At 74.0% G+C, this 24,711-nt stretch carries 24 protein-coding genes, 1 pseudogene and 1 riboswitch; of the genes and pseudogenes, 3 read left to right on the top strand and 22 right to left on the bottom strand.

What is annotated here, in order from left to right:
• Positions 1 to 8: 8 nt before the first annotated feature.
• Both K1X13_RS15625 and K1X13_RS15620 read right to left on the bottom strand, forming a co-directional pair.
• Positions 9 to 1,472: a uracil-xanthine permease family protein gene (locus K1X13_RS15625; protein WP_221025923.1), complete on the bottom strand. Its 1,464-nt coding sequence runs from the start codon at positions 1,470 to 1,472 to the stop codon at positions 9 to 11.
• Positions 1,473 to 1,646: 174 nt separating this feature from the next.
• The gene (locus tag K1X13_RS15620) at positions 1,647 to 3,332 is read right to left on the bottom strand and encodes a PucR family transcriptional regulator (RefSeq protein ID WP_221025922.1); all 1,686 of its coding nucleotides are present in this window, start codon (positions 3,330 to 3,332) and stop codon (positions 1,647 to 1,649) included.
• A gap of 62 nt (positions 3,333 to 3,394) precedes the next feature.
• Between K1X13_RS15620 and K1X13_RS19750 the strand changes: the two genes are divergently transcribed.
• From K1X13_RS19750 to K1X13_RS15605, 3 genes are read left to right on the top strand one after another with little or no spacing between them, the layout of a single operon-like run.
• Positions 3,395 to 4,153: an oxamate carbamoyltransferase subunit AllH family protein gene (locus K1X13_RS19750; RefSeq protein WP_221025921.1), complete on the top strand. Its 759-nt coding sequence runs from the start codon at positions 3,395 to 3,397 to the stop codon at positions 4,151 to 4,153.
• Positions 4,150 to 5,631, top strand: coding sequence for an AllF/FdrA family protein (locus K1X13_RS15610; RefSeq protein ID WP_308249582.1), 1,482 nt, complete (start codon positions 4,150 to 4,152; stop codon positions 5,629 to 5,631). Before K1X13_RS19750 ends, K1X13_RS15610 begins: the two co-directional genes overlap by 4 nt.
• Positions 5,628 to 7,037 (top strand): YlbE family protein, encoded by a 1,410-nt coding sequence (locus tag K1X13_RS15605; RefSeq protein WP_225914996.1) that lies wholly within the window; start codon positions 5,628 to 5,630, stop codon positions 7,035 to 7,037. The genes K1X13_RS15610 and K1X13_RS15605 overlap by 4 nt, the downstream gene beginning before the upstream one ends.
• A gap of 26 nt (positions 7,038 to 7,063) precedes the next feature.
• On the opposite strand, the gene K1X13_RS15600 is transcribed toward K1X13_RS15605, so the two are convergent.
• From K1X13_RS15600 to K1X13_RS15505, 20 genes and pseudogenes are all read right to left on the bottom strand, one after another.
• Positions 7,064 to 7,531, bottom strand: a complete 468-nt coding sequence (locus K1X13_RS15600) for a PH domain-containing protein (RefSeq protein ID WP_221025920.1) — start codon at positions 7,529 to 7,531, stop codon at positions 7,064 to 7,066.
• Positions 7,515 to 8,372: an ATP phosphoribosyltransferase gene (hisG, locus tag K1X13_RS15595; RefSeq protein WP_221025919.1), complete on the bottom strand. Its 858-nt coding sequence runs from the start codon at positions 8,370 to 8,372 to the stop codon at positions 7,515 to 7,517. The genes K1X13_RS15600 and hisG overlap by 17 nt, the downstream gene beginning before the upstream one ends.
• A gap of 20 nt (positions 8,373 to 8,392) precedes the next feature.
• A complete protein-coding gene (locus tag K1X13_RS15590) occupies positions 8,393 to 8,656 on the bottom strand; it encodes a phosphoribosyl-ATP diphosphatase (RefSeq protein ID WP_221025918.1) in 264 nt (87 codons plus the stop codon).
• A 143-nt stretch (positions 8,657 to 8,799) separates the two neighbouring features.
• On the bottom strand, positions 8,800 to 9,777 hold the full coding sequence (locus K1X13_RS15585) for a hypothetical protein (protein ID WP_221025917.1): 978 nt from the start codon (positions 9,775 to 9,777) through the stop codon (positions 8,800 to 8,802).
• A 175-nt stretch (positions 9,778 to 9,952) separates the two neighbouring features.
• Complete coding sequence (ribH, locus tag K1X13_RS15580; RefSeq protein ID WP_221025916.1) at positions 9,953 to 10,441, bottom strand: 6,7-dimethyl-8-ribityllumazine synthase; 489 nt, start codon at positions 10,439 to 10,441, stop codon at positions 9,953 to 9,955.
• Positions 10,438 to 11,706 (bottom strand): bifunctional 3,4-dihydroxy-2-butanone-4-phosphate synthase/GTP cyclohydrolase II, encoded by a 1,269-nt coding sequence (locus tag K1X13_RS15575; RefSeq protein WP_221025915.1) that lies wholly within the window; start codon positions 11,704 to 11,706, stop codon positions 10,438 to 10,440. Before K1X13_RS15575 ends, ribH begins: the two co-directional genes overlap by 4 nt.
• Positions 11,703 to 12,392 (bottom strand): nicotinamide riboside transporter PnuC, encoded by a 690-nt coding sequence (pnuC, locus tag K1X13_RS15570; RefSeq protein ID WP_221025914.1) that lies wholly within the window; start codon positions 12,390 to 12,392, stop codon positions 11,703 to 11,705. Before pnuC ends, K1X13_RS15575 begins: the two co-directional genes overlap by 4 nt.
• Positions 12,389 to 13,021, bottom strand: coding sequence for a riboflavin synthase (locus K1X13_RS15565; protein ID WP_221025913.1), 633 nt, complete (start codon positions 13,019 to 13,021; stop codon positions 12,389 to 12,391). The genes pnuC and K1X13_RS15565 overlap by 4 nt, the downstream gene beginning before the upstream one ends.
• Entirely contained in the window at positions 13,022 to 14,086 is a 1,065-nt protein-coding gene (ribD, locus tag K1X13_RS15560; protein ID WP_225914995.1) for a bifunctional diaminohydroxyphosphoribosylaminopyrimidine deaminase/5-amino-6-(5-phosphoribosylamino)uracil reductase RibD, read from the bottom strand. It lies immediately after the preceding gene.
• Positions 14,087 to 14,187: 101 nt separating this feature from the next.
• A riboswitch (FMN riboswitch) is annotated at positions 14,188 to 14,317 on the bottom strand.
• Between the two features lie 91 nt (positions 14,318 to 14,408).
• A complete protein-coding gene (gene rpe, locus K1X13_RS15555; protein ID WP_221025912.1) occupies positions 14,409 to 15,074 on the bottom strand; it encodes a ribulose-phosphate 3-epimerase in 666 nt (221 codons plus the stop codon).
• A gap of 26 nt (positions 15,075 to 15,100) precedes the next feature.
• Positions 15,101 to 16,501, bottom strand: coding sequence for an RsmB/NOP family class I SAM-dependent RNA methyltransferase (locus tag K1X13_RS15550; protein WP_308249592.1), 1,401 nt, complete (start codon positions 16,499 to 16,501; stop codon positions 15,101 to 15,103).
• Between the two features lie 79 nt (positions 16,502 to 16,580).
• Positions 16,581 to 17,510, bottom strand: a complete 930-nt coding sequence (fmt, locus tag K1X13_RS15545) for a methionyl-tRNA formyltransferase (RefSeq protein ID WP_221025910.1) — start codon at positions 17,508 to 17,510, stop codon at positions 16,581 to 16,583.
• 122 nt (positions 17,511 to 17,632) lie between these two features.
• Positions 17,633 to 18,019 (bottom strand): annotated as a pseudogene (locus tag K1X13_RS15540) (peptide deformylase); the annotation flags it as partial.
• Positions 18,020 to 18,142: 123 nt separating this feature from the next.
• Complete coding sequence (locus K1X13_RS15535) at positions 18,143 to 20,257, bottom strand: primosomal protein N' (protein WP_308249581.1); 2,115 nt, start codon at positions 20,255 to 20,257, stop codon at positions 18,143 to 18,145.
• Between the two features lie 93 nt (positions 20,258 to 20,350).
• Positions 20,351 to 21,547 (bottom strand): methionine adenosyltransferase, encoded by a 1,197-nt coding sequence (metK, locus tag K1X13_RS15530; RefSeq protein ID WP_221025908.1) that lies wholly within the window; start codon positions 21,545 to 21,547, stop codon positions 20,351 to 20,353.
• Between the two features lie 102 nt (positions 21,548 to 21,649).
• Positions 21,650 to 22,849, bottom strand: a complete 1,200-nt coding sequence (gene coaBC / locus K1X13_RS15525; RefSeq protein ID WP_443678921.1) for a bifunctional phosphopantothenoylcysteine decarboxylase/phosphopantothenate--cysteine ligase CoaBC — start codon at positions 22,847 to 22,849, stop codon at positions 21,650 to 21,652.
• A gap of 38 nt (positions 22,850 to 22,887) precedes the next feature.
• On the bottom strand, positions 22,888 to 23,172 hold the full coding sequence (rpoZ, locus tag K1X13_RS15520; RefSeq protein ID WP_221025906.1) for a DNA-directed RNA polymerase subunit omega: 285 nt from the start codon (positions 23,170 to 23,172) through the stop codon (positions 22,888 to 22,890).
• Positions 23,173 to 23,209: 37 nt separating this feature from the next.
• Positions 23,210 to 23,812, bottom strand: coding sequence for a guanylate kinase (gmk, locus tag K1X13_RS15515; RefSeq protein ID WP_221025905.1), 603 nt, complete (start codon positions 23,810 to 23,812; stop codon positions 23,210 to 23,212).
• The gene (gene mihF / locus K1X13_RS15510) at positions 23,805 to 24,125 is read right to left on the bottom strand and encodes an integration host factor, actinobacterial type (RefSeq protein WP_221025904.1); all 321 of its coding nucleotides are present in this window, start codon (positions 24,123 to 24,125) and stop codon (positions 23,805 to 23,807) included. The genes gmk and mihF overlap by 8 nt, the downstream gene beginning before the upstream one ends.
• Before the next feature lie 128 nt (positions 24,126 to 24,253).
• Positions 24,254 to 24,709: a hypothetical protein gene (locus tag K1X13_RS15505; RefSeq protein WP_221025903.1), complete on the bottom strand. Its 456-nt coding sequence runs from the start codon at positions 24,707 to 24,709 to the stop codon at positions 24,254 to 24,256.
• Positions 24,710 to 24,711 lie beyond the last annotated feature (2 nt).

The following is a 24,711-nucleotide window of genomic DNA, read 5'->3' as shown; positions in this document are numbered from 1 at the left end:
CGGGTCGGTCAGTGCTTGCGGTGGTCCTCGTGCGGCGGGATCTCTTCCTCCTCGTTCACCCCGGGACGGCCCACCACGGTCAGTGCCCCCTCGTCGAGGTCCTTCGGCGCGAAGGCGTTGGCGAGGTGGTAGCCGATGACCGCGACCAGCGTGCCGAGGGCGATGCCGCTCAGCGAGAACGAGTCGGTGATCGTCAGCTCCGCGTTGCCGATCGCGAGGATGATGCCCGCGGCGATCGGGACCAGGTTCACCGGCTTGGCGAAGTCGACGCCGTTCTCCATCCAGATCTTGGCGCCGAGCAGGCCGATCATGCCGTAGAGCACGAGCGTGATCCCACCGAGCACGCCGCCGGGGGTGGCGTTGACGATCTGGCCGAACTTGGGCACGAACCCGAGCAGGATCGCGACGACCGCGGCCACGTAGTAGGCGGCCGTGGAGTAGACCCGGGTGGCGGCCATGACGCCGATGTTCTCGGCGTACGTCGTGGTGGGCGAGCCGCCCACGGAGCTGGCGATCATCGTGCCGACTCCGTCGGCGGCGATCGCGCGGCCCATCATCGGATCGAGGTCGGCGCGGGTCATCTCCGCGACCGCCTTCACGTGGCCGACGTTCTCGGCGATCAGCGCGATGACAGCCGGCAGCACCAGGAGGCTGAAGGTGATGGAGAAGCTCGGCAGGTGCCAGCCGACCGCGGCCAGGTTGCCGGCCTCGAGCTGGTTGCCGACGAGCCCCTCGGCGGTCTTGCCCGGGAAGCCGAGCCACTCGGCGCCGGTGACGTTGGTCCAGTCGACGCGCCAGTGCTCGGTGGCCTCGGTGGCCCCGGGCAGCGGCGAGGTGATCTTGCCGAACAGCAGGTCGGCGAGGAACGAGACCACGTAGCCGAAGATCAGGCCGAGGAAGATCGCGATCCGGCCGAGGAAGCCGCGCAGGCCCACCGCCATCAGGATCACCGCGGCCATGGTCAGCAGCGCGACCCACGGGTCGGTGGGCATGTAGGTCTGGGTGGCGACCGGGGCCAGGTTGAAGCCGATCAGCATGACCACCGCGCCGGTGACCACCGGAGGCAGGACGGCGTTGACCACGTGCGAGCCGAGGAAGTGGATCACCACGCCGACGAGCGCGAGCACCGCGCCGGCGACCAGGATCGCGCCGGTGACGTCCTCGGGACCGCCGCCCTGGGCGTAGATGGCGGCGGCACCGCCGACGAACGACGCGGACGTGCCCAGGTAGCTGGGCACCTGGTTCTTGACGATCAGCAGGAAGCAGATCGTGGCGATGCCGCTCATCATGATCGCCAGGTTGGCGTTGAGGCCCATGATGATCGGGAACACGAAGGTCGCGCCGAACATGGCCACGACGTGCTGGGCTCCCAGGCCGGTGGTCCTCCCCCAGGACAGGCGCTCATCGGGGGCTACGGCGGCCCCGGGCGGCGGCGTCTTGCCGCCGTAGACGACTTTCCATCCAAATGACATGCAGGTCTCCTGCCCACACGCACCGGCCCGTTGCGAGGTCGGTGCACCCTTGGTCGGCTTGCACGCGCGAGCCTCAGCACACTGTGCACCAGCCCCGCTGTGACCTGCATCATGTGCGCCCGAAAACACGTGCCGAATCAGCGGGGGGGCCACTGTGACAATCTGCCAAGCGCCTCAGAGGTTCCGCATCGCCACCACCCTCAGCGCCAGCGCGAGGTCCAGGCGCAGGTTCGGGTCGGTCGTGAACGGTCCCACCAGCCGCTCCAGCTTGCTGATCCGGTAACGCAGCGTGTTGTAGTGGAAGTGCAGCCGGCGCGCGGTCTCGGCGACGTTGAGGTTGGTGTCGAGCAGCATCTGGAGCGTCTCCCGCAGGTCGGCCGCCTCGGTCGACGTACCGTCCGCCAGGTCGCCCAGCGTCTCGGTGACGAAGCTGCTGAGCTCCCGGGAGTCGTCGATCAGGCTGAGCAGCCGGAACACGCCGAGCTCGTCGAAGTGGGCGAGCGCGTGGGGGCCGTGCAGCTGGCGGCCGACGTGCAGCGCCTTGCGGGCCTGCTCGTACGCCGCGGGCAGCTGGTCCGGCGAGGTGACCACCCGGCTCACCCCGGTCGCGAACGGCCGTCGCCCGCCCCCGCCGTCGCCGGCGACGTGCGCGACCGTGGGGTCCACCACCGACGCCGGGGCGGAGCCGGCGGGCACCGGCAGCAGGGCCACCACCTCGGCGGCGAAGCCCTCGACCGGGACGGTGGCGTCCTGGCGGCCCACCACGCCCCGCCAGGCGGCGGTGAACCGCTCCACCTCCACCGGGCCGCGGTAGCCCAGCGACATCGCGGGCGCGCGCTCGGTGTCGAGCGCGGCGACCAGGACCACGACCGGGCGGTCGAGGTCCCAGCCGAGCGACCGGGCGTGGGCGACCACGTCGGCCGGCGCCCCGGCCCGCCCCGCGAGCACGTCCCGCAGGAAGTCGCCGCGGTACTTGCTCTCCACCGCGGTGATCGCGATCTCCTTGGTCAGCGAGACCGCGGCGACCGTGGCGGCCCGTTCGAGGATGGTCAGGTCCGCGGGGGTCATCACCCGGCCCGGGTCGAACAGGACGAGCCGGCCGTGGTCGATGCGGCCGGCCTTGATGTGGACCACCGCGTGCGACCCGGGCACGTCGTCGACCACGTGCACCCCGGCCGTCGCCACCTCCGTGCGGAAGCGGCCGCTGGGGTGGAAGACCGAGGACTCCCGCAGCGCGGCCCGCTGCTCGGGAGCGCCGACGTCGCTGATCACCCGGCCGTCCGCGGTGGTGACCATCGCCAGCCCACCGAAGAGCGCGCTCACGCTGGCGGTGACGTCGTCCACGCCGCCGCCGGTGAGCACGATGTCGACGAGCTGCTGCTGCACCTCCTCGCTGCGCTCGAGCAGGGAGGCGCGCTCGCTGACCACGCTGGTGTAGAGCTCGGTGAGCACCTCGTCGAAGCCGACCTCGTCGGGGACCAGCACGACCGGGAGGCCGCGCCGGTCGGCCTCGGCCAGCATCGGCTCCGGGAGGCGCTCGAGGTAGCGGTGCAGCTTGACCGCGAGCGCGGAGACGCCGCGCTCGTCGAGGGCCGCGACCAGGGCAGCGAGCCCGCCGGTCGCCTCGCGCAGCGGGTAGCCGGTGGTCAGCAGCAGCCCCTCGTCCCGGACCCAGGGGACGATGTCGGGAACCTCCATCACGTTGGCCCTCCGGACCACCCGGTCCAGCCCGGACCGGCCCGCGATCACCTCCGCGCCGGCGAACGCCGGCAGGGCCAGCATGGTGGCCACGGTCATCGAGCGGGGAGCTGCCCCGCCCTGCGGCGCACGGGTGCCCGCTGGCAAGTCGAGACCATCCATCGCCGGATCGTTGGCAACATTGACCATCCTCCGGACGCTACCCCAGTCCCTAGGGTCGTGGTGTGCCATCTCCCGACTTCCCGTCCGCGGCCTCGTGCCTGCTCGACGCGTTGCTCGACGGCCCGCCCGCCCCGCTCACCGAGGTCGCCCGGACCCGGCTCAGCGTGCACTACGCCACCGGCAGCGGACAGGTCCCGGTGCTGTGCGTGTGCACCCCGGACGCGGTGCGGCTGCCCCACAGCCTGGTCACCCCGGCCCTGCCCCCCGCCGGCTCCGCCACCGTCGGCGCCGGCGTGCTGCGCGTGGGTACGGCGGCGTGGCGGCCGGTCCGCTGGTGGCGCCCGGACCGCCCCCGGGGGATGCGTCCGCCGGTGCACGACCTGCGCCCCCTGCTCCGGGACGCGGCCGACCGCTGTGGCGACCCGGGGGTGACTCTGCCGGCCCCCCGGTACGACGGGCTCGACCCCGCCACGCTCCTCGGCGCCGGCCCCGGGCTCACCCCCTCCGGGGACGACGTCGTCGCTGGCGCCCTGGTCGCCGCACACGCCACCGGCGACCCCCGGCACGCGGGCTGGGCCGGCGCCACCCGGGCCGCGCTGACCGCGACCCGCACCACCCCGGTCTCCCGCGGCATGCTGCACCACGCCGCCGACGGTTACGCCACCCCGCAGCTCGCCGGCTTCGTCACCGCGGTCTGCACCGGCCGCGACGTCGACACGGCCACGCAGCGGCTGCTCGCCGTGGGCCACAGCTCGGGCGTCGCATTGCTGGCCGGCGTCGTGCACACCCTGACCACCTACCAGCTCGAGGGAGCAGCGTGACGAAGCAACTGCAGGTCCGCCGGGGGTCCTACGTCGACTCCGTCACCCTGATGCAGGTCAGCCGGCGCGTCGCGTCGCTGCCGGACGTCCGCGGCGCCCTGGTGGCGATGGCCACGGAGCTCAACCTCGACCTCGCGGCGTCGATGGGGTTCGAGGTCCCCACCGGGACCGCGCCGAGCGAGATGCTGGTCGGCATCGACGCGGAGAGCGAGGACGCCCTCGCCGCCGCGCTGACCGAGCTGGAGGCGGCGCTGAGCCAGGCCGCCGCGCCGTCCGCCACCGGCTTCGGGTCCGCGCCGGCCCCGGTCACGGTCGGCGCCGCCGCCCGTCGTGGCGAGGCCACCATCGCGCTGATCTCGACGCCGGGACCGTTCGCGTTCGCCGACGCCGTGGACGCGGTGGACGCGGGCCTGCACACGATGGTCTTCAGCGACAACGTCCCCGTCGAGCAGGAGGTCGCGCTGAAGCGGCGGGCGCAGGAGACCGGGGTGCTCGTGATGGGGCCCGACTGCGGGACCGCGGTGGTCGGCGGCGTGGGTCTCGGCTTCGCCAACGTCGTCCGCCCCGGCCCGGTCGGCATCGTCGCAGCCTCCGGCACCGGCGCGCAGCACCTGATGACGCTGCTCGACCAGGCCGAGGTCGGGGTGAGCCACTGCCTGGGCGTCGGCGGTCGGGACCTCTCCGCCGAGGTCGGCGGGCTGTCCACGCTGCGGGCGCTCGACCTGCTCGCCGACGACGAGGCCACCGAGGTGGTCGTCGTCCTCTCCAAGCCCCCCGCCGCGTCCGTCGCCGAGAAGGTGCGTGCGCACGCCGCGACACTGGGCAAGCCGGTCCTCTTCGCGCTGCTCGGGCCGGGCCAGCCCACGGTCACCGACGTCGCCGCGGAGGCGGTTTGGGCGGTCGGGTCCTCGTGGACGGATCCGGAGCCCGGACCGGGACCGGCCGGGGCGGCCGGACGGCCTGGCGGCTACCTGCGCGGGCTCTTCGCCGGGGGCACGCTGTGCGACGAGGCGATGGTGCTGGCGACGGGCCGGCTCGGCCCGGTGACCTCCAACATCCCGCTCGACGGCGGCCGGCGGATCGGCGACGACCTGGCCTCCGAGGGCCACACGATGATCGACTTCGGCGACGACCGGCTGACCCAGGGCCGGCCGCACCCGATGATCGACGGCGCGGCCCGGGTGGAACGGCTGCTGGCCGAGACCGACGACCCGGACACCGGGGTGCTCCTGCTCGACGTGGTGCTCGGCCTCGGCGCCGCCGACGACCCCGCCGGGGAGCTGGCCGAGGCCGTGGTCCGTGCCACCGCGGCGGGGGTGCCCGTCGTGGTCTCGCTGATCGGCACCCGCGACGACCCGCAGGGCCTCGACGCGCAGCGCGCGACGCTGGAGCGCGCCGGCGCCTGGGTCCACCTCTCCAACGCGGCCGCGACCACGGCCGCCCTCGACCTGCTCGCCACCCCGGAGGCCACCGCATGACCACCCCGCTGCGCCCCCTGACCACCCCGACCGCGGTGGTCACCGCCGGGGCGTCCCTGCTCGCCGACGCGCTCGACGTCCAGGGCGTCACCACGCTCCGGGTCGACTGGGCGCCCCCGGTCGACGACACCGGCGCGGCGGTCGCCGCCGTCATGGGCGACCTCCGCCGGCGGGCCGGGAACGCGCTGGCCCTGGAGCGGATGCTCGCGGCCGAGGCGGCCCTGGTCGACGTACGCCCCGCCGCGGAGGCGCTCGGTCTGGAGCGCGGCCAGTTCCTGCACGCGGGCCCGCCGGTGACCTGGGAGCGCGCGTCGGGTCCGATGCGCGGCGCCCTGGTCGGCGCGGTGCTGCTCGAGGGGCTGGCGGACACGCCGGAGGCCGCCGAGCGGCTGCTCGCGTCCGGTGACGGGGTCACCTGGGAGCCCTGCCACCACCGCGGCGCGGTCGGCCCGATGGCCGGCGTCGTCTCCCCGTCGATGTGGATGTTCGAGCTCCGCGACGAGGTGCACGGCACCACGTCGTGGTGCTCGCTCAACGAGGGACTCGGCAAGGTGCTGCGGTACGGCGCCTACGGCGCGGAGGTGATCGAGCGGCTGCGCTGGATGAACGCGGTGCTCGGCCCGCTGCTCCAGCACGCGGTCCGTGCCGGCGGGCCCGTCGACGTCAAGGCGATCGTCGCGCAGATGGTGCAGATGGGCGACGAGGGCCACAACCGGAACCGGGCAGGGACGCTGATGTTCCTGCGCGAGGTGCTCCCGGCGATGATCGACTCGGGCCGGCCCACGAAGGACGTCGCCGAGGCGGTCCGCTTCGTCTCCGGCAACGACCACTTCTTCCTCAACCTCGGCATGCCCGCCTGCAAGCTGCAGACCACCGCGGCCCGCGACATCCCCGGCTCGACGGTGGTCACCGTGATGGCGCGCAACGGCACCGACTTCGGCATCCAGACCGCGGGCACCGGCGACACCTGGTTCACCGCGCCGGCGAACACCCCCGAGGGGCTCTACCTCGGCAGCTACGGCCCCGACGACGCCAACCCGGACATCGGCGACTCCGCGATCACCGAGACCGCGGGCATCGGCGGGCTCGCCATGGCCACCGCCCCGGCGATCGTGCGCTTCGTGGGCGGCAGCGTGCCGGACGCGCTGGCCACGACGCAGCGGATGTACGACATCACCGTGGGCGAGAACCCGGCCTTCGCGATCCCGATCCTGGAGTTCCGCGGCGCCCCGACCGGGATCGACGTGACCTCGGTGGTGCGCAGCGGCGTGCTCCCCCAGATCAACACCGGGATGGCCGGCCGGGTGGCCGGGACCGGCCAGGTCGGAGCCGGCCTGGTGACCCCGCCGATGGCCTGCTTCACCCAGGCGGTCCGGGCGCTGGCCGACCGGGCTCCCGCGCTCTGACGGGCGGGCGGCGTACGGCGTGGCGGTCAGTCGTTCCGCTCGGTGCGGGTGCGCTCCTCCACGATCCCGCGCAGCTGCTTGACCTGCCTGACCGCCCGCGAGCCGTCGGAGCCCTGGATCCCCATCACCGACACCGTCGTACCGTCGGCGAGGTCCATCAGCGCCCACGGGCTGCCGGCGCGCAGGGTCACCGCGACGATCTCGTTCCAGTCCAGCCGGCGCGACCTGTAGCCGTTGACCACGGTCAGCCCGTCGGTCCGCGCGTCCACCCGGGACCGGGCCAGGGCGTAGCCGGCGGCGGCCGCGGCGAGCCCGAAGGCGATCACCGTGGCGCGCTGGAAGTAGGTGAACTGGTCCCGCACGTTCGCGGGGAACGCGAACCAGATCACCAGCGTCGAGCCGAACAGCAGCACGCCGAACACCGCCACAGCGACGCGGACGCCGAACGGGCGGAAGGTGTGCGGCAGCGCCGGCGGCTCAGAGGCGGCAGGCATGGATGTCCGTGACCAGGATGCCCCGGGCGCCGATCTCCCACAGCTCGTCCATCAGCTTCTGGGCGCCGTCGCGGGGGACCATCGAGCGCACCGCGACCCACCCCTCCCGATGCAACGGGGACACGGTCGGGCTCTCGATGCCCGGCGTCAGCGCGACGGCGTCCTCGACCCGCTCGTCGCGGATGTCGTAGTCCATCATCACGTAGGTGCGGGCCACCAGGACGCCCTCGAGCCGACGGCGGAACACCTCGAAGCCGGCCGGGAGGGCCGCGCCGGCGCGGGTGACCAGCACCGCCTCGGAGTCCAGGATCGGGTCGAGGACCACCTCGAGCCCGGCCTGGCGCAGCGTCGAGCCGGTCTCCACCACGTCGGCGATCACGTCGGCCACGCCGAGCTGGATGCTCGTCTCGACCGCGCCGTCGAGCCGGGTCACGGTCGCGTCGACGCCGCGCTCCTCGAGGAAGCGGCGCACCACCCCGTCGTACGACGTGGCGATCCGGCGGCCGTTGAGGTCCGCGAGGGTGCTCACCGTGCCGGGGCGGGTGGCGAACCGGAAGCGCGAGCGGCCGAAGCCGAGCTGGAGCACCTCCTCGGCCTTCGCGCCGGAGTCGAGCAGCAGGTCGCGGCCGGTGATGCCGATGTCGAGCGTGCCCTCGCCGACGTAGAGCGCGATGTCGCGGGGGCGCAGGTAGAAGAACTCGACCCCGTTCTCGGGGTCGGTCAGGGTGAGCTGCTTGGAGTCGCTGCGCTGGCTGTAGCCGGCCTCGCGCAGGATCTCGGAGGCGGACTGGGACAGCGAGCCCTTGTTCGGGATCGCGATCCGGAGGGTCTGGTTGGACACGGGTGACCTCTCTGCGGGGTTCACAGGTGGGCGTAGACGTCGTCGAGGCCGATGCCGCTGGCGATCATCAGCACCTGCGCGTGGTACAGCAGCTGGCTGATCTCCTCGGCGGCGCGCTCAGGGCCCTCGTGCTCGGCGGCCATCCACGACTCGGCGGCCTCCTCGACCAGCTTCTTGCCGATCGTGTGCACGCCGGCGTCGAGCGCCTGCACCGTCCCCGACCCCTCCGGGCGGGTCTGTGCCTTCTCGTTGAGCTCGGTCCAGAGCTCCTCGAACGTCTTCATCTCCGGTGCTTTCCGTCAGGGTCGTGCCCCTTCCCGCAGCTCGCGGAGGGCGGGACAAGCCTACGGCGTACGGCGCCGGGCCCGTCCGCGGCTCCTGCCGCACGAGACGTCGGTCACCGCGAGGTCGGTCCCCCGGTGCCGGCTCAGGCCGCTGCCCGCGTCACCGTGACGGCCTCACGCACACCCCGCCGCGACGGCAGCCAGCGCACGTGCGGGGCGGTCTCCGGGTCGGAGCCGTAGACCAGGAGCGCGAGGAACACGCCGTACACCGGCAGGTGGCCGACCAGCTCGGTCTGCCCGAACAGCGCCAGGGTGGCGTTGAACGGCACCATCGCGACGAGCACCGCCACCTGCGGCAGCGCCCCGGAGATGACGAGCAGCCCGAAGAGCAGCTCGACCGCCCCCGCGACCGCCACGAACGTCGCCGGCGCCACGTCCAGGCCGACCCAGGCGAAGACGTCGAGCGCGGGGTACTCCGCGAGCGTGTGGGTGGCCATGGCCGGGTTGGTGAACTTCTCCGAGAAGGCCAGCGACACCAGCGCCACGCCGACGCCGAGGCGGAGCACCAGCAGGGCGGTGCGCAGCCGTACCGGGTCGGACCCGACCCGGCCGTGGGCGTCCGGCCCCGGCGGGAGCACCACGAGGAAGGCGGCCACCGCGGCCAGGTTCGCGCACTCCAGGAGGGCCACCGGCCCGGCGAACACGGCGAGCGCCGGCCCCAGGGCCAGCGTGAGCGCGGCGGCCGGGCGGACCCGGAAGCCGCTGACCAGCCACACCCCCACCCCCGCCTCCGCGAGCAGGAGCACCGAGCCGACGGTGCCGTCGAGCGAGACCGAGGGGGTGACGAACGCACCCGTGGCCGCGAGGGCGAGCAAGGTGACGCCGAGGTGCACGCCCAGGATCCGGGGCACCCACGGCGTCAGCCCGCCCAGCGGTCGGAGGGCCGCCAGCTCGGGGGACGGCAGGCGCAGAGCCGCCCACCGCCAGGTCAGGGTGACGGCGACCATCGTCGCGGTCAGGGCCAGCGGGAGCGGCGAGAGGAAGAACGACCAGTCGTTGCCCGGTGTCTGCTCGACGAACCAACGCTCGTGCAGGAAGGGGCCGGTGTGGGGTGCGATCACGGGGTGCCTCGGTGGGGTGCGACGTCACGAAGGCGCCCGGTCGGGCGCCGGGCCCCAGCCTGCCCGCTCCGCCGGGCTCCGCGGACCTGCCGTCCGTCACCTCTCCCCCGGGACCAACGGCCCCTGGTCACCGGGGACGGGCGACGGCGGCGCGGACGTGAGCCGTCAGGAGGCGTCAGGTGGCGTAGCCGCGGCGGATCCGGCGCAGCAGCGACGCGGTGTGCAGCGCCGCCGAGGTGGCCTCGTAGCCCTTGTCCTCCGAGGACCCGTCGAGCCCGGCGCGGTCGAGCGCCTGCTCCTCGGTGTCGCACGTGAGCAGCCCGAACCCGACCGCGGCGCCGGTGTCGAGGGAGACCCGGTTCAGGCCGTCGGTGGCCGCCGAGCACACGTACTCGAAGTGCGGGGTCCCGCCGCGGATCACCACGCCCAGGGCCACCACCGCCTCGTAGCCCTTCTCGGCCAGTGCCGCCGCGACCACGGGCAGCTCGAACGAGCCGGGGACCCGGACGGTGGTCGGCGCCTCGACCTGGTAGTCGGCCAGCGCCCGCTGAGCGCCGGCGATCAGCCCGTCCATCACCGGCTCGTGCCAGCTGGCGGCCACCACCGCGACCCGCAGGTCGTGGCAGTCGATCGGCCCGGCGTCCGGGGAACCCTCACCACTCACGCTCGTTCTCCTTCGTTCACAGCGGTCGGCGCACCGGCGTCGTGCAGGTGCGGCATGTCGTGGCCCATCCGGTCCCGCTTGGTCAGCAGGTAGGCGAGGTTGTGGTCGTTGGGGTGCGGGGTGAGCCGGACCCGCTCGGTGACCGCGATCCCGTAGTCCTCGAGGTTGATGGCCTTCGCCGGGTTGTTCGTCAGCAGCCGGACCGAGGTCACCCCGAGGTCGCGCAGGATCTGCGTGGCGGCGCCGTAGTGACGGGCGTCCGCCGGCAGGCCCAGGTCGAGGTTGGCGTCGACGGTGTCGCGGCCGCCGTCCTGGAGCTGGTAGGCCTGCAGCTTCGCGACCAGGCCGATCCCGCGGCCCTCGTGGCCGCGCAGGTACACCACGACCCCGCGCCCCTCGGCGACCACGGTCTGGAGCGCCTCCTCGAGCTGCGGACCGCAGTCGCAGCGGCGCGACCCGAACACGTCGCCGGTCAGGCACTCCGAGTGCACGCGGGTGAGCACGTCGAGGCCGTCGCCGATGTCGCCGTACACCAGCGCGATGTGCTCCGAGCCGTCGATGGTGATCCGGTAGCCGTAGGCGGTGAAGTCGCCGTGCGCGGTGGGCAGCCGGGTCTCGGCGACCCGCTCGACGTGGTTCTCGTGCCGGCGACGGTAGTGGATCAGGTCCTCGATCGAGATCATCACCAGGCCGTGCTCGTCGGCGAAGTCGCGCAGCTGCTGGCCGCGCTTCATGCTCCCGTCGTCGTTGACGATCTCGGAGATCACGCCGGCGGGGCTCAGCCCGGCCATCCGCGCGAGGTCGACCGCGGCCTCGGTGTGCCCGGGCCGGACCAGCACACCGCCCTCGGCGTAACGGAGCGGGAAGACGTGGCCGGGCTGGGTCACCTCGAACGGCTCGGTCGCCGAGTCGTTGAGCACCCGCACGGTGTGCGAGCGGTCGGCGGCCGAGATGCCCGTGGTGACGCCGTCGCGGGCGTCCACGGAGACCGTGTACGCCGTACGGTGCCGGTCCCGGTTGTGCGGGGTCATCAGCGGGATGCCGAGCCGGTCCAGGGTGGACGCGGTCATCGGCGCGCAGATCACGCCCGAGGAGTAGCGGATCGTGAACGCCATCAGCTCCGGGGTGGACTTGCCGGCCGCGAAGACCAGGTCGCCCTCGTTCTCCCGGTCCTCGTCGTCGACCACGACGACGGCGCGGCCGGCCGCGATCGCGGCGACGGCGTCCTCGACCGGGTCCAGACGGACGTGGGGAGCGCCGCTCATGCGGCCACCTTCTCTCGTGTCGTGGGGTGGGTGCCGGACGTCCGGCGGTGCACGCGGACCCAGGTGACGAACCCGGCGACGCAGAAGCCGCCGTACACCAGGTAGAGGACCGCGGAAGGGTAGTACCCGGCCTGGAACAGCAGCGGGACGCCGACCACGTCGACGGCGATCCAGACCAGCCAGAACTCGATCCAGCCGCGGGCCATGCCGTACGTGGCCAGGATCGAGCCGGTCAGGATCCAGGCGTCGGGCAGCGGGCCCCAGGAGCCGAGCGCCCGGAGCACGAAGAAGAAGACCGTGGTCCCGAGGACGGCGAGGACCGCGAGCTCGGCCCAGCCGCGCGGCCCGGCCCAGGTCGGCACGATCGCGCCGCTGTCGGGGGACTCGCCCGCGCGGCGGCTGCGCAGCCAGCGCCACCAGCCGTAGAGCGACACGGCGAGGAAGAACACCTGGCGGCCGGCCTGGCCCCAGAGGTCCTCCACCTGCGGCTTGTCGAGGATGCCGCCGACGAAGACGGTGAACAGCACCAGGTTGCCGACGATGCCCACCGGCCACGCCCACACGCGGCGCCGCATGCCGCCGACCGCGCTGGCCAGGCCGAAGCCGTTGCCGACGACCTCGCGCACGAGGATCGCCGAGCCGCCGACCGTGAGGGTGCCCTCGAGCAGCCAGTCCAGCGGGCTCATCGGTCGCTCACCTCGGACCGGTGGCCGCCGAGCAGCCGCTCGACGTACTTGGCGATCACGTCGACCTCGAGGTTCACCGGGTCGCCGGGCTGCCGGGAGCCGAGGGTGGTGCGGGCGAGCGTCTCGGGGATCAGCGAGACGGTGAAGGTGGCGCCGTCGGGACCGGTGCCGGCGTCGTCCACGTCGACCACGGTCAGCGAGACCCCGTCGACGGTGATCGACCCCTTCGGCACCAGGTAGCGGGCCAGCCCGGCCGGCAGACCGACGCGGACCAGCTCCCAGTGCTCGGACGGCGTGCGGGCGACCACGGTGCCGGTGCCGTCGACGTGGCCCTGGACGATGTGCCCGCCGAGGCGGGTCGCGGCGGTGACCGCGCGCTCGAGGTTGACCCGCGAGCCGACCTCGAGCCCGCCGAGCGAGGTCTTGGCCAGCGTCTCGTGCATCACGTCGGCGGTGAAGGTCTCCTGGTCGCGCTCCGCGACGGTGAGGCAGCAGCCGTTGACGGAGATCGAGTCCCCGAGGCCGGCGTCGACCACGACGTGCGGCCCGCGCACCGTGAGGCGTACGGCGTCGCCCTGGTCGACGACCGCCTCGACGACGCCGAGCTCCTCGACGATTCCGGTGAACACTCAGTGCTCCTTCTGGGTCGGGTGGTGCGCGTGGTTCGGGCTGAGGGTGAGCCGGACGTTGGTCTCCGGCCCCTCCCCCAGGACGGTGATGTCGGCGACCGCGAGGTGCATCGCGTCGGCCAGGGTGGTGATCCCGAGGTCGCCGACCGCGCTCAGCCCGGCGCCGAGGAGCATCGGGGCGACGTAGCCGACCACCTCGTCCACGAGCCCGGCCCGGAGGAACGCCGCCGCCAGGGTGGGCCCGCCCTCGAGGAAGACGTGCTGGCGGTCCCGGGCGTACAGGGCGGCGAGGGCCTCGGCCGGGTCCCGGGTCGGGAGCACGACGGTCTCCGCGACGCCGTTGAGGACACGGCGGTCGGCCGGCACCGGGCGCAGGCCCATCACCGCGCGGAGCGGCTGCCACGGGAGCGGGGTCCCTTCCGCGTCGCGCACGGTGAGCTCGGGGTCGTCGACCAGCACGGTCCCGGTTCCGGCCAGGATCACGTCGCACAGCGCCCGGAGCCGGTGCGTGTCCTCGCGCGACGCCGGCGAGCTGACCCAGCGGCTGGTGCCGTCGGCGGCGGCGCTGCGCCCGTCGAGCGTGGCGGCGAACTTCCAGGTCACGAACGGGCGGCCGTGCTCGACGGCGAAGGTCCAGACCCGGTTCACCGCCCGTGCCTCGTCGGCCAGCAGGCCGTGCGCGACGTCGAGCCCGGCTCCGCGCAACGTGTCGGCGCCGCCGGCCGCGACCGGGTTCGGGTCCGCCTGCGCGAAGACCACGCGGGCGACCCCCGCGGCGACGAGGGCGTCGGCGCACGGTCCGGTGCGGCCCGAGTGGTTGCACGGCTCGAGGGTCACCACCGCCGTCGTACCCCGGGCCCGCTCCCCCGCCCGGGCCAGCGCGTCCGCCTCGGCGTGGGCTGTCCCGGCACCGCGGTGGAAGCCCTCCGCGACGGTGGCGCCGCCCGCGTCCAGCAGCACGCAGCCGACCCGCGGGTTCGGACCCGTGGGGACACCGGGGCTGGCGGCGAGGTCGAGCGCACGGTGCATCGCCTGCGTCTCGGCAGCGGTGAACGTCGCGGTCATCGCGGGTGCTGCCCCTCTCGTCCGTACGCGGACCCCGGGGCTGGAACGGTCACCGCCGACGCGGCATTCCACGGCTCGTGGAGGCCGACGTACGGCAACGACTGCGTGCGCTTCCCATCCGGACTTTCACCGTCGGTCCAGGAGTTCCACCTGGTCAACCGGCCGCTGGATGCGGACGGGTCGCGGACTGTCACCGCCGGCTCGGAATTGCACCGACCCCAGAGCACGCGAGTGTTGTACTCGTCGCGCCCAAGCCTGCCACATCTGCGGCGCCCGCTACATGTGAGCCCCGCTACACCCGCCCCCGGCCGGAGGCGGCGGGTCAGCGGCAGGCGGCGGCCTCGGCGCGGGCGCGGAGGTCGTCGATCATCACGTTCGGGTCGTCGGCCTTGTACACCGCCGAGCCGGCCACGAACACGTCGGCGCCGGCGTCCGCGCAGCGTTCGATCGTCTCCAGCGAGACGCCGCCGTCGACCTGGAGCCACATCTCGAGGCCGTGCCCCTCGATCAGCTCGCGGGTACGGCGGATCTTCGGCAGGCACAGGTCGAGGAACTTCTGCCCGCCGAAGCCCGGCTCCACGGTCATCACGAGCAGCATGTCGAGCTCGGGCAGCAGGTCCTCGTACGGCTCGATCGGCGTCGCCGGGCGCAGCGCCATCCCGGCCCGCGCGCCCTTCGCCCGCAGCTCGCGGGCCAGCCGCACCGGCGCGGCCGCGGCCTCGACGTGGAAGGTCACCGACCCGGCGCCGGCCTCGACGTACCCGGGGGCCCAGCGGTCCGGGTCCTCGATCATCAGGTGGCAGTCCAGCGGGGTGGACGCCGCCTTCGCCAGCGCCTCGACGACCGGCAGGCCGAGCGTGAGGTTGGGGACGAAGTGGTTGTCCATGACGTCGACGTGGAGCCAGTCGGCCCGGTTCACCCGCTCGGCCTCGGCGGCCAGGTTGGCGAAGTCGGACGCGAGCAGGCTCGGAGAGATCTGAATACCCATGGCGCGCCGATCCTAGTGGGCGGTCCTCAGCGCCTGCGCAGCAGCGCGAGGAACATGGCGTCGGTGCCGTGCCGGTGCGGCCACAGCTGGACCGTCCCGGGCAGCCGGGCGGCCCCGGGCCGCAGGTCGGGGACCCCGTCGAACAGCGGCGTCGCGTCCTCGAGCACCACGTCGTCGCGCCCCGCGACCACGTCGCGGACGACCTCCGACGTCTCGGCGACCACCGGCGAGCACGTGGCGTAGGCGACCACCCCGCCGCTGCGCACCGAGTCGAGCGCCGACCCGAGCAGCGCGCGCTGCAGCGGGACGAGGTCCCGCAGGTCCTGCGGGGTACGGCGCCAGCGTGACTCGGGCCGGCGGCGGAGCGCACCGAGCCCGGAGCAGGGCGCGTCGACGAGCACCCGGTCGAACGTCCCGGGCCTCCACGCGGGCACCGTGCCGTCGGCGGTCACCACGCCGAGCAGCCCCGTACGTGCGGCGGCCGTCGCGCGGCGGACCAGCACCGCGCGGTGGTGCTGCCGCTCCGACGCGAGGAGCCCGGCACCGCGCTCAGCGGCGAGGGCTGCCAGCAGCGCGGACTTGCCGCCGGGGCCGGCACACAGGTCGAGCCACCGCTCGTCCCGGCCGTCGACCGTCGCGCGCGACAGCGCGAGCGCGACCAGCTGGGACCCCTCGTCCTGCACCCCGGCCCGCCCCTCCGCGACAGCGGGGACGGTCCCGGGGTCTCCCCCGGACAGCTCCACGGCGTACGGCGACATGGACGAGGCGGTCCCGCCGGCGCCCACGAGCTCCTCGACGGACGCCAGCCCGGGTCGCGCGACCAGGGTCACCTTGGGCGCGGCGTTGTCCGCGGCGAGCAGCGCCTCGAGCTCCCCGTCGTCGCCGAGTGCGCGCTGCAGCTCCTCCACGACCCACTGCGGGTGGGAGTGCGCGACGGCGGCGAAGCCGACCGGGTCCGCGACCGGGTCGGGTGCCACCCGGCGCACCCAGCCGTCGAGGTCGTGGGCGGCCACCTTGCGGAGCACCGCGTTGACGAACCCGGTGGGACCGCGGCCGACGCGGCTCCTGACCAGGTCCACGGTCGTGCCGACCGCGGCGTGCGACGGCACCCGCATGGCGAGCAGCTGGTGCGTGCCCAGGCGCAGCGCGTCGAGCACGTCGGGGTCGACCTTGGCCAGCGGCCGGTCGACGTTCGCCGCGATCACCGCGTCGTAGGTGCCCTGCCGGCGGATCGTCCCCGAGACCAGCTCGGTGGCGAAGGCCGCGTCGCGTCCGGCGACACCGCGCGAGCGCAGCATCGCCGGGAGGACCAGGTTCGTGTAGGCGTCCTGCTCGCGGACCGCGGTCAGCACCTCGAACGCGACCGCGCGGGCCGGGTCGACGTCGCCCGCGGTCCCGGGACGCCGGGCCGCCGGGCGGCCTCCCACACGGCCCGAGCCCCCCGCGGCCCCACGACCGCCGCCCGAGCCCGCGCGGCGGCCGCCGTGCCGGCCCTTCGCGCGGGGGTCAGCCACCGAACGTCTCGCCCGAGGCGACGCGCACCCCGCGCGCCCAGTCCGCGGCCTGCATCTGCTTCTTGCCGAACGCCTTGACCTCACCGAGCCGCACGGGGGCGGTCGCGGTGCCGACGTACACGGCGTTCTTGGTCACCTCGAGCACGCCCGGCTCGAGGTGCTCGCGGTCGTCGGCCACGGAGACCGGGCCGATCTTGATCCGCTCGCCGGCGTACGTCGACCACGCCCCCGGTCCGGGGGTGCAGGCGCGGACCCGCCGGTCGACGGCGACGGCCGGCTCGGTCCAGTCGACCTCGGCGTCCTCGACCAGGATCTTGGGGGCGAAGCTGACGCCGTCGGCGGGCTGCTCCCGGGCCTCCAGCGAGCCGTCCTCGATCCCGTCGAGGGTGGCCACCAGCAGGCCGGCGCCGCTCTCGGCGAGCCGGCCGAGCAGGTCCCCGGCGGTGTCGGTCACCCGCACGGTCTCGGTGACCACGCCGAACGTCGGACCGGCGTCGAGCTCGCGGACGATCCGGAACGTGGTGGCCCCGGTGACCTCGTCACCGGCCCACAGCGCGTGCTGCACCGGGGCGGCCCCCCGCCAGGCGGGCAGGATCGAGAAGTGCAGGTTCACCCAGCCGTGCACGGGGATGTCGAGGGCGCTCTGCGGCAGGAGCGCGCCGTAGGCGACCACCGGGCAGCAGTCTGGCTCGAGGGCCTTGAGCTCCGCCTGGAACTCCGGGTCCTTGGGGTGTGCCGGCTTGAGCACCGGGACGCCGAGCTCCTCCGCACGCTGCGCGACCGGCGAGGCGACCAGCTTGCGGCCGCGGCCGGAGGGGGCGTCGGGGCGGGTGACCACGCCCACCAGCTGGTGCCCGCTCTCGGCGATCGCGTCGAGCGCCGGGACGGCCACCTCGGGGGTTCCTGCGAAGACGACGCGCATCAGAGTCCGAATCCGTTCGTGGCGTGGGGGGAGATCTTGACGGTGGGCGGCTGCTCGCCGAACCAGGAGGCCTCGCGGATCGCCTTCATCGCGAGCTTGCGGGTCTCCCGGTCGAGCCGGTCGATGAACAGGATCCCGTCGAGGTGGTCGGTCTCGTGCTGGATCGCCCGCGCGAGCAGCTCCGACCCCTCGATGGTCACCGGGTCGCCGTACATGTTCCAGCCCTTGGCCACCACCGAGAGCGCCCGCTTGGTGTCGAAGGTGAGGTCCGGCAGCGAGAGGCAGCCCTCCGGCCCGTCCTGCTCCTCGACCGAGAGGGCCAGGTCGGGGTTGACCAGGTGGCCGAGCTCGCCGTCGACGTACCAGGTGAACACCCGCAGCCCGACCCCGATCTGGGGCGCGGCGAGGCCGGCACCGGGCGCGTCGCGCATGGTGTCGGTGAGGTCCTCGACGAGCCTGCGCAGCTCCTTGTCGTAGTCGACGACCTCGGCCGCGGGGGTCCGCAGCACCGGGTCGCCGAAGAGGCGGATGGGCTGGACGGCCAAGACTGCTCCTCGCGTGCGGATGGGGGTCGGCCCGGCGTGGTGCGCGCACGGGCGGCTGCCAAGTCTACGGACTCCGCCGCGCTCCGGTCAGCCGAGCCCGATCGGGTCCACCTGCACCCGGACCGGGTCCATCTTGCGCGCGTCGCGCACGCCCTGCATCTGCACCAGTGCCCGGGACAGCTCGGCGCCCAGCGCCCGGGGCACGCGCACCACCGCGCGGACCTGCGGCTTGTCCGCGGCCCCCGCCGCGCCGGCCCCGCCGCGTGCCTCCCCGGCGCGGGGCTCGACGGGCACCGGCCCGAGCACCTCCGCGGCCTCGGGCAGGGTGAGCATGCCCAGCGCCGAGGAGACCACGGCCGAGGTGCCGGTCAGGGTGGCCAGCCGGGACGCGGGCGGCAGGTGCGCCGACTGCCGGTCGGCCAGCTCGCGCTGCGCGAAGCCGGCCGGGTCCCACCGGACGACGGCCTGCAGCACCGGCTCGGCGCTCTCCCCCACCACGACCACCCGGCCGCCGTCGTCGGCGGGCCGGGCCAGGGCGGCGGCATTCAGCCAGCGGCGCAGGGACTCCTCGGTGGTGCGCAGGTCGGGCCGCGCGAGCATCAGCCAGGTGTCGAGCAGCACCACGCAGGCGTAGCCGCCCTCGGCGACCGGCTCGGCCCCGGGTGTGGCCACCACGATGCCCGCCCTGCCCGGGACGGTGGCCAGGACCCGGTCGCCGGACGACGTGCGCACGCCCACCGACGGGAAGGCACGACCGATCTCCTCGGCGGTACGGCGGTCGCCGAGCACCGGCGCGCGCAGGCCTCGGCCACCGCACTCGCGGCACGCCCAGGCGCGCTCCTCGTGGCCGCACCAGCGGCAGGTGGGCGGCCGGTGCGCCGCCGTCACGGTCAGCGGCCCCGTGCACGCCGTGCAGCGCGCCGGGGTGCGGCAGCGCTCGCAGGCGAGGCTGGTGGCGTACCCGTGCCGGGGCGTCTGCAGCAGCACCGGGCCGCGCTCGAGGCCGGCCCGGATCGCGTCGAAGGCCACCTTGGGCAGCCGGGCGGTGCGGGCGAACGGGTCACGGGAGAGCTCGTGGTCGGTGGCGCCGGTGACCGCGACCTGGGCGCCGGACCGGCGGACGACGTCGCGGGGCGCGGCGATCTCCTGGGCCCAGCCGGTGCGGAGCAGGTACTCCGCCTCCACGGTGCGCGCGAAGCCGCCGACCAGCGCCGCGCAGGACTCCTCGTGGGCGCGGAGCAGCAGCACCTCACGGGTGTGCGGGTAGGGCGCGTGCTGGTCGGCGTACAGGTCGTCCCCGTCGTCCCAGAGCGCGACCAGGCCGAGGTCGTGGACCGGCGCGAAGGCCGCGGCGCGGGTGCCGACGACGATCCGCACCGCGCCGCGCGAGAGCGCCAGGAACGACCGGTAGCGCTGGGCCGGGCCGAGGTCGGCGGTGAGCACGACGTGGTGCCCCTCCCCCAGGACCGCGGTCAGCGCCGCGTCGACCCGGGCCACGTCACGGTGGTCGGGCACGCAGAGCAGGGCGCCGCGGCCGGAGGCGTACGTCGCGGCGGCGGCCCGGGCCAGCGCGGCCGGCCAGTCCTCGCTGGGCGCCGCCGCCCACACCGACCGGGGCTCGCCGCCGTCGGCCAGGTGCCGCACGAACGCCTCGCCGCCGGTGTACCGCGCCCAGGCGGCCGCGGCGGCGCCGACGTCGACGCTGGTGCGCGGCGCACGGGTTGAGGGCTCCTTCTCCACGGTGGCGTGCCGGGTCGGGACGGCCAGGCGCAGCACGTCGGACCGGGTGCCGGCGTACCGGGCGGCCACCGACGCGGAGAGGTGGGCGATCGCGGGCGAAAGCACGGGCTCGGGGCTCACCGCGCGGCGCAGCGGCGCGAGCCGGCCCTCGTGGCTGCTCTCCTCGACCCGCTCGAGCACGAAGCCGTCGACGTCCTGCCCGGCGAAGCGGACCTTCACCCGGGCCCCGGGGACGGCGTCGGAGGCCATCTTCTGCGGCACCAGGTAGTCGAAGGGGCGGTCGAGGTGGGCCAGCGGGACGTCGACCAGGACCCGGGCGACGGGGTTCTCCCCCGCGGGGTCGACCGGCTTGGGCCCGGCGGCCTTCTTCGCCGCGCTCTCCCGGGCCTTGCGCGCCCGGGCACGCGCGACCTCGGGCATCAGGGCCAGCTGCCCCGCCTCGTCGTACTCGCTCCGGTCCACGCGGCACAGTCTTCCAGCCGCCGCCGACGACCGGCAGCCGGTGGTCGCAGCCTGGGGACGAAGCCCCCGGGGACGACGAACCGACGGGTGGGGTCAGACGCCGGCGGCCTTCTTCAGCGCGTCGACGCGGTCGGTGCGCTCCCAGGTGAACTCGGGCAGCTCGCGGCCGAAGTGGCCGTACGCCGCGGTCTTGGCGTAGATCGGGCGCAGCAGGTCGAGGTCGCGGATGATCGCGGCCGGCCGCAGGTCGAACACCTCGAGCACGGCCTTCTGGATCGTGCCCACCGGGACGGTCTCGGTGCCGAAGCAGTCGACGTAGAAGCCCACCGGCTGCGCCTTGCCGATCGCGTAGGCGACCTGCACCTCGCAGCGGCGGGCCAGCCCCGCGGCCACCACGTTCTTGGCCACCCAGCGCATGGCGTACGCCGCGGACCGGTCCACCTTCGACGGGTCCTTGCCGGAGAACGCGCCGCCGCCGTGCCGGGCCATGCCGCCGTAGGTGTCGATGATGATCTTGCGGCCGGTGAGGCCGGCGTCGCCCATCGGGCCGCCCACCTCGAAGCGGCCGGTGGGGTTCACCAGCAGCCGGTAGCCCTCGGAGGGGATGTCGAAGCTGTCGAGCACCGGGTCCACGACGTGCTTGCGGATGTCGGGGGTGAGCATCTCGGCGATGTCGATGTCGGCCGCGTGCTGGGTGGAGACGACCACGGTGTCGACCCGGACGGGACGGTTCTCGTCGTCGTACTCGATGGTGACCTGGGTCTTGCCGTCGGGACGCAGGTAGGACATCGTCCCGTCCCGGCGGGCCGAGGACAGCTTCTGCGAGAGCCGGTGCGCGATCATGATCGGCAGCGGCATCAGCTCGGGGGTGTCGTCGCAGGCGTAGCCGAACATCAGGCCCTGGTCCCCGGCGCCCTGCTGGTCGAGCGGGTCGACCGAGCCCTCGGTGCGCGACTCGTGGCCGGAGTCGACGCCCTGGCCGATGTCGCCGGACTGGCCGCCGATGGCGACCTGCACGCCGCACGAGTGACCGTCGAAGCCCTTGAGCGACGAGTCGTAGCCGATCTCGAGGATCTTCTTGCGGACCAGCTCCGCGATCGGGGCGTACGCCGTCGTGGTGACCTCGCCCGCCACGACCACCAGGCCGGTGGTCAGCAGGGTCTCCACCGCGACCCGGCTCTGGATGTCGTCGGCGAGCAGGGCGTCGAGGATCGTGTCGCTGATCTGGTCGGCGATCTTGTCCGGGTGACCCTCGGTCACCGACTCGGAGGTGAAAAGTCGTCCAGCCACTGTGGTGTAACCCCTGTCCGCGCCGTTGGTTCCCGACGCCTTGCGTTCGCGTTCACCCCGGAGGGGGCTTGGCCGACACAATACCCGTGGGGCGAAGCCTGCTCAGGCCGTCTCGACCCGTGCCACGACCTGGTCCCAGATCACGTGGGCCAGGGCCGACTTGGAGCCGCGGGGCACGGCGGTGGCGCCTCCGTCACGGTCGAGGACGACCGCCTCGTTCTCCGGGCTCCCGAACACCTTCCCGCCACTGACGTCGTTGACGACGAGGAGGTCGCAGCCCTTGCGGGCCAGCTTGGCCCGGGCGTGGTCGAGGACGCTGCCGTGGTCGTCGCCGGTCTCCGCTGCGAACCCGACGACCACGGTCCCGGCCCGGACCCGCTCGCGGGCGAGCTCGGCGAGGATGTCGGGGTTCTGCTCCAGCGCGATCACCGGCGCCGAGCCGTCGTCGGCCTTCTTGATCTTGGCCTCGCTCACCGCACCGGGGCGGAAGTCGGCCGGCGCCGCGGCCATCACGACCGCGTCGGCGGTGGCCGCCGCGGAGACGACGGCCTCGCGCAGCTCGGCGGTGGTCTCGACCCGCACCACCTTGGCGCCCGCGGGGTCGGGCAGCGCGACGTTGGCGGCCACGAGCGTGACTTCCGCGCCGCGCGCGACCGCCGTACGGGCGAGGGCGTAGCCCTGGAGCCCCGAGGAGCGGTTGCCCAGGAAGCGGACCGGGTCGAGGTACTCGCGGGTGCCGCCGGCCGACACCACGACGTGGAGGCCGGCGAGGTCGGTCGGGTTGGCGGCGTCGCGGCGGTCGAGCACCTCGGTGGCGACCTCGAAGATCTCCGCGGGCTCGGGCAGCCGGCCCTTGCCGGTGTCGGCACCGGTCAGACGGCCCTCGGCGGGCTCGACGACCACCGCGCCGCGTCGGCGCAGCGTGGCGACGTTCTCCTGCGTGGCCGGGTGCTCCCACATCTCGGTGTGCATCGCCGGGGCGAACACCACCGGGCAGCGCGCGGTGAGCAGCGTGTTGGTCAACAGGTCGTCGGCGAGGCCGTGCGCGGCCTTCGCGAGCAGGTCCGCGGTGGCCGGGGCGACCACGACCAGGTCGGCAGTCTGCCCGATCCGGACGTGCGGCACCTCGTGCACGCCGCTCCACACGTCGGCGGCGACGGGCTTGCCGGACAGCGCGGCCCAGGTCGGCGCACCGACGAACTCGAGCGCCGAGACGGTCGGGACGACGGTGACGTCGTGCCCGGACTCGGTGAGCCGGCGGAGCAGCTCGCACGCCTTGTACGCAGCAATGCCGCCGCTCACACCGAGAACGACGTGAGGGCGGCCTTCCGCGCGCATGGTCAGGCTCCGGTGCCTTCGGCCTCGGGGTCGATGTCCTCGCAGGTGAGCAGGTCGGCGTTGATCTCGCGGAGCGCGATCGACAGCGGCTTCTCCTGGACGTGGGTGTCCACGAGCGGGCCGACGTACTCGAGCAGGCCCTCGCCGAGCTGCGAGTAGTACGCGTTGATCTGACGGGCGCGCTTGGCGCTGTAGAGGACCAGCTTGTACTTGGAGTCCGTCTTCGTCAGCAGTTCATCGATGGGGGGGTTGGTGATCCCCTCGGCAGCAGGCATGGAGCCAGACACGCGGTTACGCCTCACAGGAAGTTGGGGACGTTCGTGATCACGAACGCGGATTCGTCATCAAGGCTACCAACTCTTCGCTGGCGGCGTGAACTTCGGTGTTGACGACCGTCACGTCGAACTCCGACTCGGCCGCCAGCTCCTCCCGTGCGGTCTCCAGCCGGCGCTCCCGCTCCTCGGGCGTCTCGGTGCCGCGGCCGACGAGCCGGCGGACCAGCTCCTCCCACGACGGAGGGGCCAGGAACACGAAGAACGCCTCGGGCATCGACGCCCGGACCTGGCGTGCGCCCTGCAGGTCGATCTCGAGCAGCGCGGGCCGTCCTCCCTCGAGCGCCTCCACCACGGGCCGGCGGAGCGTGCCGTAGCGGGCGCCCTTGTGGACCACGGCCCACTCCAGCAGCTCGTGGCGCGCGATCAGGTCGTCGAACTCCTCCTCGGTGACGAACCAGTAGTGCCGACCGTGCACCTCGCCCGGGCGAGGCCGGCGGGTCGTGGCGGAGACCGAGATCCACACCTCGGGGTGGTTCTTGCGGATGTCGGCGGCGACGGTGCCCTTGCCGACCGCCGTGGGGCCGGCCAGGACGGTCAGCCGGGCCCGCTGCGCCGGTGTCGCCGGGACCGCGGGAGTGGCGGGGTCAGTCACGCGCGCCGAACTCGCGCTCGAGAGCGGCGATCTGGTTGGCGCCGAGGCCGCGCACGCGGCGGCTCTCGGAGATGTTGAGACGCTCCATCAGCTGGCGCGCCCGGACCTTGCCCAGGCCGGGCATCGACTGGAGCAGGTCGACCACGCGCATCTTGCCGATGACCTCGTTGTCCTGCCCCTGCTTGAGCACGTCGACGATCGAGGCGCCGGAGTGCTTCAGCCGGTTCTTGACCTCGGCCCGCTCCCGACGGGATGCGGCTGCCTTGTCGAGGGCGGCCTGGCGCTGTTCCGGGGTGAGCGGCGGAAGGGCCACTGTGGAGTCCTCATCGGGTCGTGGGTGGGGTGCGGCTCCGGGGGTGAGCCCGGACAGATGAGAAATCTAGTCATGGAACCGACGGCCCCGCAACGCGACCCGGGAACAGGCGCCTGTGACCGCCAAGATCACTGGCCGAGGTCGACCCCGCACACGTCCTTGGCGTGCTGCTCGATCCCGTCGCCGGCCGAGACGACCCGCGGGGAGCGCAGCTCGGCGGCCGCGTCGACGAGCCGGTCGACCTCCGCCTGGTCCAGGTCCGGGGGCGGGTCGGCCGGGTCGAACTCCGTGGGCGTCGTACCGGCGGCCTCGAACGCGTCGGCGAGACCCTGCCAGGCGAAGACCAGCGTGTCCCACTCGTCGACGACGTCCCCGGGGGCGGCGTCGCGGAGCGCTTCGAACACGTCGAGGCTCTCGGTGAACACGTCGGTGCCGGGCTGGTCGGCGCGGGAGGCCAGGTCGGTCAGCGTCTGCTCCTGCTCCTCCAGCTCCGCGCAGTAGCTCTCGGTGTCGCCGGTGCAGCCGGCCACCGGCAGGACGAGGAGCAGGCCGGCCAGGCCGCCGAGGGCGGCTCGCGGGCGCACCC

Origin of the sequence: Nocardioides jiangsuensis (assembly GCF_019679455.1) — a bacterium.
GTDB lineage: Bacteria > Actinomycetota > Actinomycetes > Propionibacteriales > Nocardioidaceae > Nocardioides_C > Nocardioides_C jiangsuensis.
The sequence above is the reverse complement of the archived record's forward strand: the minus strand, read 5'-3'. Positions and strand labels throughout refer to the sequence as shown.